Raw genomic sequence first — 18,004 nt, forward strand, 5'->3', positions numbered from 1 at the left:
TTAAGTTATTGATTATATACCTATAATTCCACTAAATTAGTGTAAATACTCAAATGCAATTGAAAATATGACCTATACCGCACTTTTGTAAATAAGTGTGATGTAACAGCTGATACCAACGGGTTTGTGAGCTTCGTTGCAACAAAAAGTTCTTAGGCAATATAGTAGATGATTACACTTTTTTACCCTCATAAACAGGTAACTTGTTGGCAGGATGTGAGTGGATATAAAAGATACGGCTGATTACTCGAAAGGATATTTTTTTGTCATCTTCAAGTGCTATTCAGCTATGGCTCTGTCTTCGGCATTAACGTATCGGTGATATTAGCAAAATTGGTGTTGTTGACACTTGTAAATTGTGTGAGTTGTTAGAAAAAAGCAGGAAAAGGCTGAGCCATAACGAGTTAATTAAAGTGACTTGTTATCGTAAAGTTGACGAAATGAGTTGTGCGTTATTTGTACGAGCCAAGTAAAGGCTAACAACTGTGGTAGGAAGTTTACCGCTAATAACAGCGGTAACTTGGGTATACATATGAATGGCAGACAGTGCATAAATGTGAATTTAATCAGCCATCATCGAAGCGAGAATATCAGCAGGTACAGGTTGTAAGCGTTTTTCTTTATCTAGACATACCATTTCAATATCACCAATAACGGCTGCACGACTTGCATCTGGTCGCCAGACTTCTTGACGCCACAGTGTTTTGTATTTGCCATCCAATGTGAACGATGTGCGAATATCGCAGATCTCAGCAAATTCCACACCATCTTGAAAAATCATATTCGCTTTGTATACGGCAAAGCCTAATCCGTGGTCATTCCACAATGTGGCGAGTTTATCACTATCAATAACGTGTTCGCGTGCACGTTCAAAATACTTTAAAAAATTTGGGTGATAAACCACACCAGAATGATCGGTATCTTCGTAATAGATTTGCACTGGGTGGTGATAAATTTTGCTCATTGTTGCAACAACTCTCATGCGGGCGGGATAAAAAACATAATAATATGCTAATTGGTGTTCATCATTAAGTAGAATCACCAAAGTGGTGTAACTCAATATGAACTTATCTACTTTGATGGTTACAGTCTGTAAATTCAAATGATTTAAAACTGGTCGTACAAGCTAGCAACATCTCGTTATATGACAGTTTTTATTGAATCATGCGGGTTTTCTTGCTCAAATGGCGCGTTACTATACCCAAGTTACCTCAAGTCGCAGGGATCTGTGAGATTAAAATCGGTGGTTTAATGCCATTTATTTGCTTTTTACTGGGTCTCCAGCCAAGTTCTTACGATGTATTGAGGTTGTTTTGGTATAAACCCATAATAACGATGATCGGCACTTTTCGCCGAGATAGTGAGCAAGTTATATAGCTTAATGAAATATTCTAGCGTGTTTATCAATAGTCTAGCTTACGAGTTAGCACCACAAGTGGTTTCGAGTTCTGAGTTAGAATCCCGTTTAGCCCCTTTATATCAAAAATTCCGCATTCCTATGGGCCAACTGGCAGCACTTACTGGAATAGAAGAGCGTCGATGGTGGCCGAAAGGTCACGTTTTATCTGATGGCGCATTATTAGCAGCCCGTAAAGCGATTGATGAAACGGGCATCAATGTTGAAGATTTAGGTGCTGTTGTGTACACCGGTGTATGCCGAGATCAACATGAACCCGCAACGGCTTGCCGTATTGCCGCTGAACTAGGCGTATCAAAGAATACGGCTATCTATGACATCAGCAATGCGTGTTTAGGCGTACTTTCGGGCATTCTAGATATCGCAAATCGTATCGAACTAGGGCAAATCAAAGCTGGATTAGTGGTTTCATGTGAATCTGCTCGTCATATTGTTGATATTACTATCGACCACATGCTTGCCGAACCGACGATGCAAAATTTTGCGCAATCTTTAGCAACCTTAACGGGTGGTTCAGGTGCTGTTGCTGTGATCTTAACAGATGGCAGTCTTCCTCTTCACAATGAGCGCCAGCATCAGCTATTAGGTGCTAGCCACTTATCAGCACCAGAACATCATGATCTGTGTCAGTGGGGCTTACAAGAAGTCGGGCCTCAGCTGTACCGTGAATTTATGCGAACAGATGGCGTAACACTATTGAAAGAAGGTGTGCAACTGGCGCGTGATACATGGTCACATTTCTTAGCGCAGCGTGACTGGGTCGTTGAAAATGTAGATAAAGTTATTTGTCACCAAGTTGGTGCATCTAATCGTCGACAAGTTCTTAACGCACTTAATATTCCAGTAAATAAAGAATTTCCTACCTATAAGCTAATGGGCAATATGGGCAGTGTTTCTTTACCTGCTACCGCTGCAATGGCCCATGATCATGGTTTCTTAAAATCAGGTGATAATGTGAGCTTTCTAGGTATAGGTAGTGGGCTTAACTGTATGATGTTGGGCCTTAAGTGGTAATCAAATCTTCTTGAGTCGATGGTTACTGTTCATACTGAGTATAAATACCAAATAGTTACAAAAAACAGGATGGGTAATTCCATCCTGATAATAGTCAAGGATTGGTCATGTTAGACACATTGTTTCCCTTTAAACGTAATTTTCTTAGCCGCAATGGGCACAAACTCCATTACGTAAATGAAGGGCAGGGTGAGCCTGTCGTTATGGTTCATGGTAACCCGAGCTGGTCTTTCTATTACCGTAATTTGGTGACGGAATTAAGCCAGAACCACCAATGTATCGTACCTGACCATATCGGTTGTGGTTTATCAGATAAACCCGATGATGCGGGTTATGACTATACGTTAAAGAACCGTATCGATGATCTCGAAGCATTGCTTGAACACCTTGAAGTGCGTGAAAATATTACCCTTGTCGTACATGACTGGGGTGGAATGATCGGCATGGGTTATGCGGCTCGTTATCCTGACCGCATTAAACGTTTAGTGATACTTAATACAGGTGCTTTCCATTTACCTGACACTAAACCTTTTCCATGGGCATTATGGATTTGTCGCAATACGCTATTAGGCACAGGTTTAGTGCGTGGTTTTAATGCATTCTCATCCATCGCTTCTTATATTGGTGTTAAACGTAAACCAATGAGCCCTGAAGTACGTAAAGCGTATGTTTCTCCTTTTAATTCTTGGGCAAACCGTATTTCTACGTTACGTTTTGTACAAGATATACCGCTGAGAAAAGGGGACAGAAACTACGAGTTAGTCTCTGAGATCGCAGCAAGTTTGCCGAAGTTCTCACACGTTCCAACGCTTATTTGTTTTGGCTTGAAAGATTTTGTATTTGATAAGCACTTTTTAGCGGTATGGCGTGAAAAAATGCCACATGCGATAGTGCATGAGTTCGAAGATTGCGGACACTACATATTAGAAGATGCCAGCGATGAAGTTGTACCGCTTATTTCAGATTTTATGAAGACGCCATTAGCAACTGATAACAAGCCAAGCGAGGCAAATTTGTGATGGATAAAGGGCATGAGATTGATGCCTCTAAAGCCAATATATGTCGCCATTTAACACGCGCGGCAAAAGAAATACCAGCTTCGCTCGCTGTTGCTGTTCAAAAACGATCATTATTCGGCAAACTACGGTATGAAGAATTAACGTTCGAACAGTTAAATACTGACAGTAACGCAATTGCACAAGCGTTGAATGATCATGGTATTAAACGAGGCATGAAAGCGGTACTGATGGTAACGCCTAGTCTTGATTTTTTTGCCCTTACATTTGCGTTATTCAAAGCGGGTATTGTTCCTATTTTGGTTGATCCCGGTATGGGGGTTAAAAACCTCAAACAGTGCTTTGATGAAGCTAAGCCCGATGCGTTTATTGGTATTCCTAAAGCACATATTGCCCGTTGTTTATTTGGTTGGGGTAAACCGAGTGTTCGACGTTTACTCACCGTTGGTGGGAATGATGTATTTGCCAATATTTTTGGTGGCACAACACTAAAAGCATTACTTAAACGTAATACTGTTATTAAGCCGCGCAGTAAAATGCATCAAGCGATTGATTATGATATTGCCAAGCTTAAAAATGATGAAATGGCAGCCATTTTATTTACCAGTGGCAGTACGGGTACGCCGAAAGGTGTAGTGTATACCCATGCAATGTTTGAAGCACAAATCAGTGTATTGAAAAATGATTATGGTATCGCCCACGGCGAGCGTGATCTTGCTACCTTCCCGTTATTCTCTCTTTTTGGTCCAGCTTTAGGCATGGCATCGATTGTGCCTGATATGGATGCCAGTAAACCAATAACGGCTAATCCCGACAGTTTGTTTGCGGCGATTGAACAATACCAATGTACCAATATGTTTGTGAATCCTGCGTTGATAGAGCGTTTAGGGAAAGCGGGTACACAGCGTCATAAACCTCATACATTACCCAGTATCAAACGTGTTATTTCTGCTGGCGCACCAGCTACTATTTCGTCAATTTCACGTTTTAGCACAATGCTAAATAGCGGGGTTGAAGTACTGAATTCTTATGGTGCGACAGAATCATTACCCCTTACTATGATTGGTAGTGATCAGTTAATGAAAACCACGGATATCACTGATAACGGTGGTGGTATTTGTGTCGGTCAAGCTGTTGATGGCGTAGATATTGCGATCATTGCGATCACCGACGATCCAATTACTACGTGGGACGAAACGTTACGTCTACCTGTAAACCAAATTGGCGAAATCGTTGTAAAAGGTCCCATGGTGAGCCGTGCGTATTATCACCGTGACCATGCAACCGTTCAGGCTAAAATTACCGATGGGGCGGATACTGTACGTCACCGCATGGGGGATTTGGGCTACTTAGACGAAAACGGGCAACTGTGGATGTGTGGTCGTAAAGCTCACCGTGTTGAAGCCAATCGCGTTGCGGAAGCGTCAGACAAGCTGCCGTATTTCTCTATTCCTTGTGAACGTATATTTAATACTCACTCTTCAGTCAAGCGTACCGCATTGGTAGGTATTGAACGTAATGGTGAAACCGTACCACTGCTGTGTGTTGAGCTTAATAAAGGCACAAGCCTGACGGATGATACTGCCCGTAATACGTTTTTTGCCGAGCTTAAAACGATTGGTGCTAAACATCAGCAAACTGTGGGTATTGTCGATTTTCTAATTCACTCTGATTTTCCGGTTGATATACGCCATAACGCCAAGATTTTTAGAGAAAAACTGGCTGTATGGGCGCAAAAAGAAGGGAAAGCATCATGAGTCTTTCACTGGCTGAAGAAACGGCATTACTCTCGCTATCTTCAAATGTAAAACATGCATTTGTAACGGGCGCAGGTGGTTTTTTAGGTAAGGCAATTTGCCGATATCTGCGTATTGCTGGTATTCAAGTTACGGGTTTTGCCCGTGGCAGTTACCCTGATTTAGAGCAAATGGGTGTCACCATGGTGAAAGGTGATATCAGTACTAAGTCTGATTTATTACAAGCGATGCAAGGTTGTGATCTTGTGTTTCATGTCGCATCAAAAGCAGGGGTGTGGGGATCTAAAAGCGATTACTACAGCCCAAATGTAGACGGTGCGCGTAATATTATAGAGGCATGCCAAGAACTTGGTATCGATAAGTTGGTTTATACCAGCACGCCAAGTGTAACCTTTGCAGGCAGTGATGAGGCTGGAATTGATGAATCGGCACCGTATGCCGCTAGTTATCTTAATTTCTATGCAGAATCTAAAGCCATTGCCGAACAAATAGTACTGGCAGCCAACGGAAAGTCAGTAAAAACTGTCGCATTGCGTCCTCATCTTATTTGGGGGCCGAACGATCCACATCTTGTACCTAGAGTGATTGAACGTGCAAGAGCGGGGCGTTTAAAGCTTGTGGGGCATGAAGATAAATTAGTTGATACCATTTATGTTGATAATGCAGCCTATGCCCATATTTTAGCGGCATTACGTTTAACCGAACCAAGCAGTACTTGTGCTGGGAAGGCTTACTTTTTGAGTAATGATGAACCCATAACAATGGCAGCCATGTTCAATAAAATCTTATCGTGTGCTGATTTACCTAAGGTGACAAAGCGTGTGCCTGCGGGATTAGCGTATCAGGTAGGTGCGTTATTAGAATGGCTATATGGCGTATTGAATAAGAAAGAAGAGCCGATAATGACTCGCTTTGTTGCGCGTCAGCTGTCTACCTGTCATTACTTTGATATTAGTGCTGCTAAGCGTGATTTAGGCTATACACCCTTGGTAAGTATTGATGACGGTATGAAACGGTTGAAGCAGACTTTGAACGCCTAGTGACGCGAGTCGAGAGGCGAGTTTCAAGACGATATATAACACTGTTAATTGAAAAATAAAAAAGACCGAACTGTGTATGCAGTTCGGTCTTTTACTTTAAGCTAGATATTACACCACAAACTTGTTCATGATTTCATCTTGGGCCCGTACGGTATTGATTTGAATCGCCATCGCGTCGTTGGCTCCATCCGCAGCACTTGCGACTTGTTCCGATAAATCTTTTATCTTAATGGTATTACTGTTGATCTCTTCTGCTACCAAGCTTTGTTCTTCTGCAGCAGAGGCAATTTGCATGTTCATGTCGCTGATTTGCTGAATGGCCACACGTATACGCTCTAGCGCACCATCTGCTTCTTGGGCTTTCGTTACCGTATTGGTTGCTGTTTCTTTGCTTTGGCTCATAACAGCCACGGCAGAGCTTGATCCAGATTGTAACTGCTCGATCATCTGGCGGATTTCTGTGGTTGATTGCTGAGTACGTTGTGCAAGCGTTCTCACTTCATCGGCGACCACAGCAAAACCTCGGCCTGAATCACCAGCACGAGCGGCTTCAATGGCTGCATTTAACGCAAGCAAGTTGGTTTGATCAGCGATTTCATTAATAACTTTTAAGATGGTTTCAATATTGCTTGTTGCATGTTCCAGTTCGCGAACCACGTTTACAGCTTGGTCAATTTGCTCTGAAAGCTCGTTAATGGCTGATGAGGTGTGCGAGACAATACTTGCTCCTTCAATGACAGCGTTATCGGCTTCTTGGGCTGACGCTGCTGCACCTTGGGCGTTGCCCGCTACATCAGAAGAGGTTGATGCCATCTCGTTCATTGCTGTCGCGAGTTGTTCTAATTCTTGCAGCTGGGTCGACATCGCGCTAGCCGACTGCTTTGCACCTTCTGCCGTTTGCTCGGTGCCTGCCATAATATCTTCACCTAGCGACTTACTTTCGATAATTAAGTGCTGCAGCTTTTCAGTGAAGGCATTAAAGCCTTTTGCTAATTCTGCAAACTCTTCATCGGTGTTGGTATCGAGGCGACGGGTTAAGTCTCCCTGACCTGATGCGACATCTTGAATCGCATCGTTTAATTCGCGCAGTGGGCGCATTAAGACTTTAAATACTAACAACAAAGCGATGATGCCAGCGAACAATGCCACCAACGAATAGATGATAGAATCGTTTTTCAGCTCATCAACGGCAGCAAATGCGATGCTTTCATCGAGCACAACACCTACGTACCAGTCTTGACCATCAATTTTGTCGAATGATACCTCTAGATCTTTTCCGTCAGCTACAAAACTCTGTGATTGCTCAGAAATTGATGTGTTACCTAAGAAGCTCGACATTGGTTTGCCATTTAATTTGGCATTTGGGTGTGAAATGATAATGCCATCAGCCGAAACAAGGAAGATGTAGCCTGCATCAAGCAAAGAAACCTTGTTCGCTAATTCCGCTAAACCAGATAAGCTGACATCAAAGAAGATGGCCCCTTTAAATTGATTGTTTTGCATCACTGGTGTCGCAATTGATACCAATATTTCATTGGTTACCGAATCAGCATACGGTGCTGTTATTATAATATTATTGGCTTGTTTGGTATCTTTATACCAAGGGCGGCTACGCGGATCCCATGATGCACCAGGATCCCAGTTAGGATCGTTACTCACAAAGCTCCCATCCGACTCAAAACCAAACCCTGTAAGTAAGAAAGTATTCTTTACGATAGGTTGGCTAATCACCGTTTCAATCTCAGATGGCGTTAGATTTTCTTCTGCCATGCTGGTGGCATAGGTGGCTAGCGCTTTACGACTGTTTAATTCGGCATTAACGGTACTTCCTATACCCGATACAATCTCTTCCACACTTTTAGTAACCAGTGAGTGGATCTGCGATTTTATATTGAAATATTGATTAGCAGAGAGCGCAGACAGCGCAACCAAGAGAATGGCGGAAGAGGTCGCCACAATTTTGTGATTAAATTTCATCGGGTTATTCCTTTAGCAAATGTCAAATACAGTGTATTTCTATTCTTATGTTCTTTTTATCGGCAATAAGGCTGGTTTCTATAGGTTGAATGTAAGAAATATGTGAAAAAAGAATACATGCTTTGTACTTTATGTAAGGGGATGTGATGCCGCTTCAGGTTTAATTTGTGGGGTAATTGATATTCTTAATAATAAGTGCCAAATGACGATATGTGTCAAGGTGAATGTAATGGTCAATGAATGGTGGGCTAGGGATTGGTAGAAATGAAATTAAGGGGGGCCAGAGAATCATTACCGGTATGAAAAAGAAAAGGGCACTCATGCTTTACTTGAATAAGTAATGTCATGAATCCCCTTTATTGACTGGTTAGCTATATGCAGTGATATAGCTCAACGCAGTAGTACCAATTAACTTACTTCGATCGGACCGCCGAATGAAGTAACAGGTGGCACTTCACCTTTGAACTTCTCAAAGTCAACCAAGCAGGTGTTTGCACTGGTTGCCTGAGCAAGCTCTGATGACGGAATATCCTGAGTCAGGGTATTTGGATCGCCATAGGTATCAATTGCACCTACTTTTTCGTTTAGCGGGCCGTACCATGCACCTTCTTCAATACGGATAACACCACGAGCGTAACTGTCACTAAGCACTGCACCAGCAAGTAGTTGACCACGGTCATTGAATACGCGAACGATATCACCGTCTTTGATGCCTTTTTCTGCGGCATCTTTCGGGTTGATATAGACAGGCTCACGACCTTTCACTGCGTAAGTTGCACGCATTTCTTCAGACTCACACATTTGAGAGTGCAAACGCTTATCAGGGTGACAAGACTGCATCCAGAATGGGTGTTTCTTCGAACCAGGGCCACCGTGAGAACGTTCACTCTTTTCGAACCACATAGGGTGGCCTTGACAGTGTTCGTAACCGAAACGGTCGATCTTACGGCTTGAAATTTCAATGAAACCTGATGGTGTGCCTAGTGCATTGATTTCAGGATCTTCACGGAAATCAGCATGGCGAACCCATGGTGTACCTTCACCAAAATCAAGTACGCCTTTTTCCCAGAATTCATCAAACTCAGGCATATCGAACTTGGCTTTGTTTGCGTCGCGACAGTCAGAGTACAATGAGCGAACCCACTCCATCTCATCCATGCCACGGGTATATTCTTTGTGACGACCAAAACGACGAGACAGCTCAGTAAATATGTCGAAGTCAGTTTTAGATTGGTATAACGGGTCAACTAATTTGTGCATCGCAACCAAACCACGACCACTGTATGAACCGTAAACATCAATATCGTTACGTTCAAACTGTGTACAAGCTGGCAGTACGATATCGGAGAAACGACAAGTTGCCGTCCAAGCGAAATCAATAGTCACAACTGTTTGAAGCTTCTGGAATGCTTGCTTCATACGGTTACGATCTTGGTGGTGATGCCACGGGTTGTTACCACTGATTATCATCATTTTGTAATCAGGCAAGATAACTTTAGAACCGTTGTATTTGATTTCTTTACCAGGTTCAAGCAAACAGTCAACCCAACGAGCAACCGGAATAGTACGGCTGTAACCGTTAAAATCGTTGTTATCCCATTTAGGCTTTTGACCTTCGTCAACATTACGAGGGAAGCCGCCAGGTGCCGCGAAACCGGTTGATGGAACACCAATTGAACTGTAGTGGTGACCGTAAGAAACACCGCCGCCAGGTAAACCAATTTGACCTACCATTGCCGCGATTACAGCACCCATCCAGTAAGGCTGCTCACCGTGCTCTTGGCGTTGAATACACCAACCAAATAGAATCTGAGTACGTTCAGAAACCAACATACGGGCAAAGTCACGGATTTCATCAGCAGGTAAGCCACAAATTTCCGCTGCCCACTCAGGTGTTTTTTCGATGTTATCTTTGCTCTTACCCATGAAGTAAGGCACAAACTCATCGAAGCCTAAGCAGTACATCTTGATGAATTCTTTGTCGTAAAGATCTTCAGTGTACAAAGTATGTGCAACTGCTAGCATGAATGCTACGTCAGTTTGCGGGTTAATATACATGTGGTCGTTGCCCAAGAAACGTTGTGTCTTGTTTTTCACTGGGTCAACAGACAGTACGTTGATCTCGCCTTTTGCAACTTTCTCTTTTAGTTGTTCAAGGTATGCGAACGATTCATGTGTTTCACAGTTCCAGCCAACTTGTAGGTTTTTCACTGGATCTGTTGCCCACAGTACGATGTTCTTACTGTGGTCTAGAATTTCAGACCAAGATGTACCTTGAGCGTACACTTCTGTCGAACCTAATACGTAAGGCAGAATGGTTTGGCCTGCACCCGTCGAGTAGTCGCCTACTTTTGTGATGAAGTTACCGTGCATGCCGACAGCACGTTGCATGTGGCTAGTACAGCTGTGGAACTGACCTGTTTGACGCCAGCCAGTTTGACCAGCGTGCAATGCCCATGGGCCGTAGTCTTTTTGAACACGTTCTAGCTCGCGGTAGAACAAATCAAGCGCATCATCCCATGTCATACGGATGAAGCGGTTGTTACCACGTGTTTCGCCACTGTATTTATGTTTTTTCAACCAATCTAGACGCACCATTGGGTAACGAACACGTGATGGGCTGTAGATAATTCCCTTAATGCCGTTCAGCATGTCAGTAGGGTACTTATCCATTTCTAATGGCTTAATTTCTTGTACTTTACCCGCATAAACGTGGGCACGGAATGCGCCCCAGTGAGAACCGGATGTTTTCCATGTTCCTGTTGTTTCTGCTGCCATCGCTTTTGATGATGCTAGTAGGCTAGGACCAATTACAGATACTGCACTTGTTGTCGCTAAGCCTTTAAGAAAACTTCTTCTGCTAACAGACATATTCAAATTACTCCATCAATCGCTTAGTGTTTGTTATCAGAAAAATCTGAAGAGTGTTTTTGTAGGTACTTCAATACCAGCGCTTTGCTGTCTGTATCGAAGTTTACAAATGCCATCATACCGTTGAACATACCAGGCCATGTGTTGGCATCGAAGTGCTCTTCAGCAGGCTGAGTGTGACAAACAGAACAGTTAGTTTGGTAAGATTGCTTAGCTTTGTCCCAAATAGGTTGAACATCGGCTAGCATTGCATCTTTCTTCATCCACACTTTCACGTTTACACGCTGCCATGGTAGACCAGTTAAGTCGTCTTCTTTAATTTCGAATTTATCAACAACCGCATCGTTCTGTGCACTTTCTTTTAGTAAAGAAGCAACCGCGATGTTCATACCAAAGTCTTCTTGAATGACGCGACCGTAACCTTTGTCTTTACGCCAGCCAGCAATTTCAACTTGCATAACATCGCCAGATTCAGCAACAACTTTTACTGAAGACGCAGGGTTTAGAAGGCCTGCTTCAACGGTTAACGCTTTATCTTCATAAATAGGTAAATGACGAACACTGGTGTAGCTTTCATCTTTTTCATATTTAGTGTTTGATGCCAATTGCTCTAGTTCAGAGATCATGCCGCCACTTGAATCCATATTTTCAGGAAGGTGGTGTGCAATACCTTTATGGCAATCAAGACAGCTTTGGTCTCGTTCTTTCGCTTGCTTCATTTGAATACGAGCAGTAGGGGACATTTTAGTAAAGTCCATGCCGTCGTAATCGTGACAATTACGGCATTCCAATGATTTATTGGCGCTAAAGCGATCCCATTCATGCTGGGCAAGTGTTATTCGGCGTTCTTCAAATTTTTCTGGTGTATCGATAAAGCCAGCAAAGTGAGCGAACACTTCTTTACTTGCTTGAATCTTACGAGAAATCTTTGATGTCCAGTCGTGAGGAACGTGACAATCAGGACAAGTAGCACGAACACCAGAACGGTTTTTATCGTGAATAGTGCCCGCGTATTCTGGTGCGATGTTATCAGCATGACAACCAACACAGAATTCTTCGGTGTTAGTTGCTTCTAGTGCCGTGTTAAACCCACCCCAGAAGATAATGCCTGCTAAAAATCCGCCTAGGGTTAGGACACCTAGGCTGATATGTACACTTGGACGAGCAAACGTCTTCCAAGCTTTTAATAAGAATGATTTCATAATGTGCTCTTTCTAAACTAATTCAGTTATATTTATTGGTAAGTTGCTTAGCCACCATGACCAGGAGGACCTAAAAGGAACACTTGCAGCATCCAAATAATAAAACCGTACCCACCTACAAACATCACACTAAGAATTGGAAATAAAAAGACAGTGATAAAAAGGAAGGATTTCCACTCGCGAGACCGCGTTTCCCCATCACCGTTATTAGTAACACTACTCATAAACACCACCTGCTATTTTTTATGTTTTTATTTAAATAGAATGCATTTCAAAATGTAACAAACTATTCATACGCAGATCATAAAGTAGTCACTCCCTATAGTTCAATTAATACTTAGGGGTTAACCTTATATTTAATAAGTTTTTTGATGCTGTACAGAATTATTAATACGATACGATCTAATGTGCTGTTTTATATATAAATAATAAGAAGTAAGAATAAATATGAAAAGATATGAAGAGTGACTTTTTGTGGCTTAATGTTTTCAGTTTGTTTTATTTGTAGCGGTAATGTATCGAGGTGTTGCTATCCACAGTAAATAAAAGGTTATTTTGCAGCTGAAATAAAATATGAAACACGATGATTAACAAGATGGTAATTTATATCTTAGAAATACGGTAACAATTTACGGAACTACAGATATTAAGATCTATTTAGAAAAGTAATGAATAGCTGTTCTGGTGACGACTGAACTTTTTTATAAGTATTCATTATTAATAGCATGTCTACCTGAATGAATGCTGAACGCTATAAAGCGTGGCTATACATATAAATAAAAAAGGGTAGCGCAATGCTACCCTAAGATGTAACTGTAAGCTTAATTACATCTGTTAATCTACTAAACCATATTGGTCACGTAGAATAGCGGTAATTTCTGCCTTAGGGTTCTTGCTCAGAACGATTTTTTTACCTGTGATTTTTTCTGCAATATCAGTGTAAATTTTAGATACTTGCATCAATACTTCTTCAGGTAGCGCATTATCGCGTGCTAAAGCTGAACGCTCTTCCATACGATCTTTATTCAAAAGAATATCTGGATCAGGGAAATGGTTAAGCAGCAATTGGCGGAAATCTTCTTTCGAATTTTCTACAATTTTACCATCACGGTAAGCTGCTGCATCCCAAATACGAGATGAATCTGGTGTACCGACTTCATCCATGTAAATGAGTTTTTCTTTTCCGCTCGCATCTGTTACGTAGCCAAATTCAAATTTGGTATCAACGAAGATTTGATCAATCTTTTCTAGCTCAGAGCTAATAACATTGAAGCCTTCTTTTAGCAGTTTCTCGTAATGATTAATATCATCAGTTTTACGGAAATTGAACGCTTCGAAGTTTTCTTCAATATTTGTACGCGTAATGTTTACGTCATCAACTGCTGGAACTCCTGGAATACCTTCCAGAATACCTTTCGTTGACGGTGTAATTAATAGTTCTGGTAATTTCTGATCTTTATTTAGACCTTCTGGTACTTCAATACCACAGAAATCACGTTCGCCTTTGCTGTAAGAACGCCACATTGAACCAGTAATGTATTGACGGCAAATCGCTTCAATCATTACTGGTTTTGCTTTTTGTACAATCCAGATGAATGGGTGCGGAATATCTAGAATATGGCTTTCTGCTAAATCATTGTCGCGGAAAAGCTTAAACCAATGATTTGAGATAGCGTTTAATGCAGCACCTTTACCTGGTACGCCCTTCATTCCGCCTTCACCATGCCAAATGCAATCGAAAGCTGAAATACGGTCACTGATTACCATGATGGCAAGCGGTGCATCCGGTGCAACGTTATACCCTTTTTCTTCGATCAGGCGACGACTGTCCGCTTCAGTTAACCAGTAAACAGAGCGTACTTTGCCACTGTGAACAGGTTTGTCGGTACGGATTGGTAGGTCATCATTTACGGCAAGAACTTGATCAGCAAGGCTCATGGTGAAATTCCTATTTCAATAATCAATATAATGATAAAAGCACTTCGCGGCTAATGACTGAGATATAAGCCCTTTAGCCGAATTCTGATGAGAATAATACCAGAATTTACAGCGGTCGCCAGTAAAAAAGCAAACGTTTGCCTTTTGTGGGTGAGTTATAGGATTTCATAAATGAACGTTGGAATTAGCTTGAGCGATTTTTGAACGAAATCTGACAATAAGAAGTATCTTGTAAGGGGATATATTTGTTTATCGTCTATGGCGATTTGTTTTGTATGTGTAATAAGGTTAATTATTATGCACTGGTGAGTGGTGTGAAGATAAAAGACGCGGTGTTTGCTGCTTTCAATGTTATATCATGTTCAAATACAGCGCGTTTATCGAGTCCATTTTGTTTATTATATTTAAGAGCTGAATCAAAGCATGACGAGTTTTACCCCAGAACAAACAGCCTTCATTAATCACCAATCAGGCAATGCCTTGTGTGTTGCGGGGGCGGGCACCGGTAAAACCACCACGTTAGTCGGCTTAATTGCAAATAAACTCGATACCGTGCCTGCCAACGAAATGTTGGTGATGATGTTTAACCGTGACATTCGAATTGATTTCCAAGCCAAGTTGCAGGCGAAAGATATTAACAGTGCTGTTCCTGTTCATACCTTTCACAGTTTTTGTATGCAATTGCTTAAGCAAACAGGCTATTTGAATGAAACTGGTTTTCAGCTCAGTTTTAATGAAGGCGATCGCGACAAAACTATCGCTAAATCCATCTTACGCACTGTCGCTGCGGGTGAAAAAAGTTATCAACGTCAGCAGTTGATTAAAGATCCCAAAACTATTGAGCTTTTAATGAGCTTCATTGGTTTGGTTAAAGCTTACATGTTACCGCCTAAAGAAGTGTTCGAGATGTCGGACATTAACCGCGAATACCTGTTTATTATTGATGCATATTGGCAGTTTGAAACCATACGAAAAGAGCAGAAGCTGTTGTTCTTTGATGATTGGTTGGTTGAATCTGTACATGTATTGAAAACGAATACCAATATTCGCGATTTCTATCATCAACGTTTTAAATTTATCGTGGTTGATGAGTTTCAAGATATCAACACAGCGCAATATTGGTTGCTAAAACATTTACTCGCACCGAACGCTCAGCTGGTGGCGGTGGGCGATGTGGATCAGTGTATCTACAAATGGCGCGGCAGTGCACCACAGTTTATGCTCAATTTCGATGAAGATTTCGCACCTGCGACAACTTATACCTTATCGCGAACTTTCCGTTTTGGGCACAGTTTAGCGCTGTCTGCTAGCCATTTGATTTCAAACAATAAGCAACGTTTCCATGATTTTTTAACCGTATCTCACGATAATGTTGACGATACCTTGGTGGAAGTGATTGGCAGTGAACGCCAAGTGGGCGAAATCGTACAATCAATCCAGCAGTATTTAGCGCAAGGTGGAAAACCTTCTGAAGTGGCGATTTTAGTACGTCGTTGGTCACAAACGTTACTATTTGAATTGGCTTTTTTGACTAAGCAAATTCCTTATCATATGCCAGTGCCTTCAGTGTTAGCCCACAGCCGAGAGGTCAAACTGTTACTAGATGTTATGAGCTTGGCAACGGGGCGCTTCAATGAAAACGAACCTCATATTCGTGCGACATCATTGTTTAATTTGCTGTGTTTTCCACATTGCTATGTACCTAATGCGCAGTTACGTCCGATTTGTGATGAATTGGCAAACATGCCTGCGACGCAATGGGAATTACACGCTAAGAAGTTGGAAAAAGCGAAAGGGGACGGCAAGTTAGATACGCTTATTGAGCGAGTGAACTTGTTGGCTCGATTACAACAAAAAGGTAGCGTGAAAGCGGTTAGTGTATACCGTCAGTACCGTGCTGAAAGCCAACTAGATGCATGGATTTGGAAAACAGAATCGACCGCATCAGAAATTGAAGAAGCCATTGAGCGCTTAGACAGTATCGAAACCGTTTTAGATTCAATGGATCAAGATTGTGGTAAAGCACTGCAATACTTTGAGTATTATTCTCAGAAGTCGGCGTCAAACTCCCGTAGTAATTCGTATCAAAATCAAAATCCAAGTTCAAATTCAAGTCAACAACAGCAGCAACAAGGTGTAATCGGTGGGGGAGAAGAAGCTGTACAACCAGTTCAGCTCACCACAATTTTCCGTGCTAAAGGCTGCGAGTATAACCATGTATATCTACCGTATTGGGATAAAGATGCTTTCCCGTATGTTAATCGTTCGTCGGCGGGTATTTCTGCAGATACTGAAGAAGAACGCCGTTTAGCTTACGTCGGTATAACGCGGGCTAAAGAGCAGGCTAAAATTTACTATACCGTTGAACCTGTTAAAAAAGGCACATACGTAAGGCCAGATAAAAATGCCAGCCAATTCGTGTTAGAAGCGAATATGAAAGTGGCGCAAGCTTTGGGCCCTATGCTGTATGAGTCACAACCGATCCCCTATCATAAATCACCGATCGCACAGGGTTACTGTAAACATTTAGGCCGTTTAGATGATATGGCAGAAGCACCGCCAGAGCCTGTAATAACCGCTCCTTCAGTCAAGGAAGGGTACAGTTATAAATGGGCAATAGAACAGCCTATTCCAGCTAATGGCGAAAAACTTATTCGCTCAATGGTTAAAACGAAAACCATTAAATACCTTGAAACCGAACTGGCTCGTGTTTTACGGGATTTGAAATCGGCGATCAAGAATGAAGATGATGCCAAGCAAAAGGTGTTGGTGAACCGTTTGATCGTTATCGCGCGCGCTAAAGGTCGACGTTACTGAGTGTGAATGGTTCTGTTTGTGAGTAGGAATAAAGTGTCATGAATATTCAACATTTAAAAGCGTTTGTACTTGCTCACCAGCTGGGTTCTATTTCCGCAGCTGCCCGCACTATGGGGAAGCGTCAGTCGCAGGTTAGCCAGTGGATTTCAGATCTAGAGATCGATTTTGGGGTTACTTTACTCGAGCGAACAGGTAACAGTATTCGCCTAAGTGCAGCGGGGGAAGAGCTGCTGCCAATGATGGTGCATACCGTGAGCCAAGCAGACAAGCTAACAGCATGTGCATCAGCGTTATCCCTTGAAGAACCTACCTTGTTACGGATTGGTATTGATAATTATATTCCCCAATCGTGTTTGCAAGCGGTGTGGGTGAAGGCGTTGCAGCAACTGAATGTTAATCTTGAAGTGTCGACCAATAGCCGTAAAGCGTTATTGGTGGGGCTAGATGATGGCTCGCTAGACATTACATTGCTCACCGAACATACCACACTGCATTACAGTGATTTTGATTATTGTCGATTGGGCTGTTACCGAGATGTGCTGGTGGCAGGGATATCGCACCCGTTAGCGTCTGAATCTGTAGTAACAGCCGATCATTTGTCAGCCTATCGAGAGCTGATCTGGACTCGAGAAGCAATGACTGATGATGAAGAAGTCGGTTATAGCCCAACGTATGCAACCTTTACCGAGTTAGCTTCTTTAGTGGCGGTACTTCAAAACAGTGTGGGTTATGCAATGTTGCCGTATGATCAGATCGCCCCATATCTAGCGACTAATCAGGCAGATCAACGCTTACAGGTATTATCGACCGATTTTGAACAAGCAGCGATGAGCCGTCGTGTTGAAGCAGTATGGCAACATGGGTTGTCACAAACCGAGCAAGGCAAGCTGTTATTATCACTGATAAAAACAGAACATGCCTTACTCGTCGAGTAGTAAGCTATTTGTTACCCCTA

The 18,004-nt window shown here is 42.2% G+C and carries 12 protein-coding genes; 6 read left to right on the plus strand and 6 right to left on the minus strand.

The window, feature by feature from the left end; all coding sequences use genetic code 11:
- Positions 1–562: 562 nt before the first annotated feature.
- The gene (locus tag C9J12_RS22780) at positions 563–964 is read right to left on the minus strand and encodes a thioesterase family protein (RefSeq protein WP_107244834.1); all 402 of its coding nucleotides are present in this window, start codon (positions 962–964) and stop codon (positions 563–565) included.
- A 417-nt stretch (positions 965–1,381) separates the two neighbouring features.
- Between C9J12_RS22780 and C9J12_RS22785 the strand changes: the two genes are divergently transcribed.
- From C9J12_RS22785 to oleD, 4 genes are all read left to right on the plus strand, one after another.
- Positions 1,382–2,431 carry a 3-oxoacyl-ACP synthase III gene (locus C9J12_RS22785; protein WP_107244797.1) on the plus strand — a complete coding sequence of 350 codons (1,050 nt, stop codon included), beginning with the start codon at positions 1,382–1,384 and terminating at the stop codon, positions 2,429–2,431.
- Positions 2,432–2,538: 107 nt separating this feature from the next.
- Positions 2,539–3,450 carry an alpha/beta fold hydrolase gene (locus C9J12_RS22790; RefSeq protein ID WP_107244798.1) on the plus strand — a complete coding sequence of 304 codons (912 nt, stop codon included), beginning with the start codon at positions 2,539–2,541 and terminating at the stop codon, positions 3,448–3,450.
- Positions 3,450–5,204 carry an olefin beta-lactone synthetase gene (gene oleC / locus C9J12_RS22795; protein WP_170111856.1) on the plus strand — a complete coding sequence of 585 codons (1,755 nt, stop codon included), beginning with the start codon at positions 3,450–3,452 and terminating at the stop codon, positions 5,202–5,204. The genes C9J12_RS22790 and oleC overlap by 1 nt, the downstream gene beginning before the upstream one ends.
- On the plus strand, positions 5,201–6,244 hold the full coding sequence (gene oleD / locus C9J12_RS22800) for a 2-alkyl-3-oxoalkanoate reductase (RefSeq protein ID WP_107244800.1): 1,044 nt from the start codon (positions 5,201–5,203) through the stop codon (positions 6,242–6,244). The genes oleC and oleD overlap by 4 nt, the downstream gene beginning before the upstream one ends.
- Before the next feature lie 108 nt (positions 6,245–6,352).
- Here oleD and C9J12_RS22805 read toward each other — a convergent pair whose 3' ends face one another.
- The 5 genes from C9J12_RS22805 to purC form a co-directional block, all read right to left on the minus strand.
- Positions 6,353–8,221: a methyl-accepting chemotaxis protein gene (locus C9J12_RS22805; RefSeq protein ID WP_107244801.1), complete on the minus strand. Its 1,869-nt coding sequence runs from the start codon at positions 8,219–8,221 to the stop codon at positions 6,353–6,355.
- Between the two features lie 408 nt (positions 8,222–8,629).
- Complete coding sequence (gene torA / locus C9J12_RS22810; RefSeq protein WP_107244802.1) at positions 8,630–11,092, minus strand: trimethylamine-N-oxide reductase TorA; 2,463 nt, start codon at positions 11,090–11,092, stop codon at positions 8,630–8,632.
- 23 nt (positions 11,093–11,115) lie between these two features.
- The gene (torC, locus tag C9J12_RS22815) at positions 11,116–12,294 is read right to left on the minus strand and encodes a pentaheme c-type cytochrome TorC (protein ID WP_107244803.1); all 1,179 of its coding nucleotides are present in this window, start codon (positions 12,292–12,294) and stop codon (positions 11,116–11,118) included.
- Positions 12,295–12,341: 47 nt separating this feature from the next.
- Positions 12,342–12,518, minus strand: coding sequence for a trimethylamine N-oxide reductase system protein TorE (gene torE / locus C9J12_RS22820; RefSeq protein WP_107244804.1), 177 nt, complete (start codon positions 12,516–12,518; stop codon positions 12,342–12,344).
- Positions 12,519–13,128: 610 nt separating this feature from the next.
- Positions 13,129–14,232 carry a phosphoribosylaminoimidazolesuccinocarboxamide synthase gene (gene purC / locus C9J12_RS22825; RefSeq protein WP_107244805.1) on the minus strand — a complete coding sequence of 368 codons (1,104 nt, stop codon included), beginning with the start codon at positions 14,230–14,232 and terminating at the stop codon, positions 13,129–13,131.
- A 423-nt stretch (positions 14,233–14,655) separates the two neighbouring features.
- Between purC and C9J12_RS22830 the strand changes: the two genes are divergently transcribed.
- Positions 14,656–17,049 (plus strand): ATP-dependent helicase, encoded by a 2,394-nt coding sequence (locus C9J12_RS22830; protein ID WP_107244806.1) that lies wholly within the window; start codon positions 14,656–14,658, stop codon positions 17,047–17,049.
- A gap of 38 nt (positions 17,050–17,087) precedes the next feature.
- Positions 17,088–17,984 carry a LysR family transcriptional regulator gene (locus C9J12_RS22835; protein WP_107244807.1) on the plus strand — a complete coding sequence of 299 codons (897 nt, stop codon included), beginning with the start codon at positions 17,088–17,090 and terminating at the stop codon, positions 17,982–17,984.
- The last annotated feature ends 20 nt before the right edge of the window (positions 17,985–18,004 follow it).

Origin of the sequence: Photobacterium frigidiphilum, assembly GCF_003025615.1 — a bacterium.
In the GTDB taxonomy this organism is placed as follows: Bacteria; Pseudomonadota; Gammaproteobacteria; order Enterobacterales; family Vibrionaceae; genus Photobacterium; species Photobacterium frigidiphilum.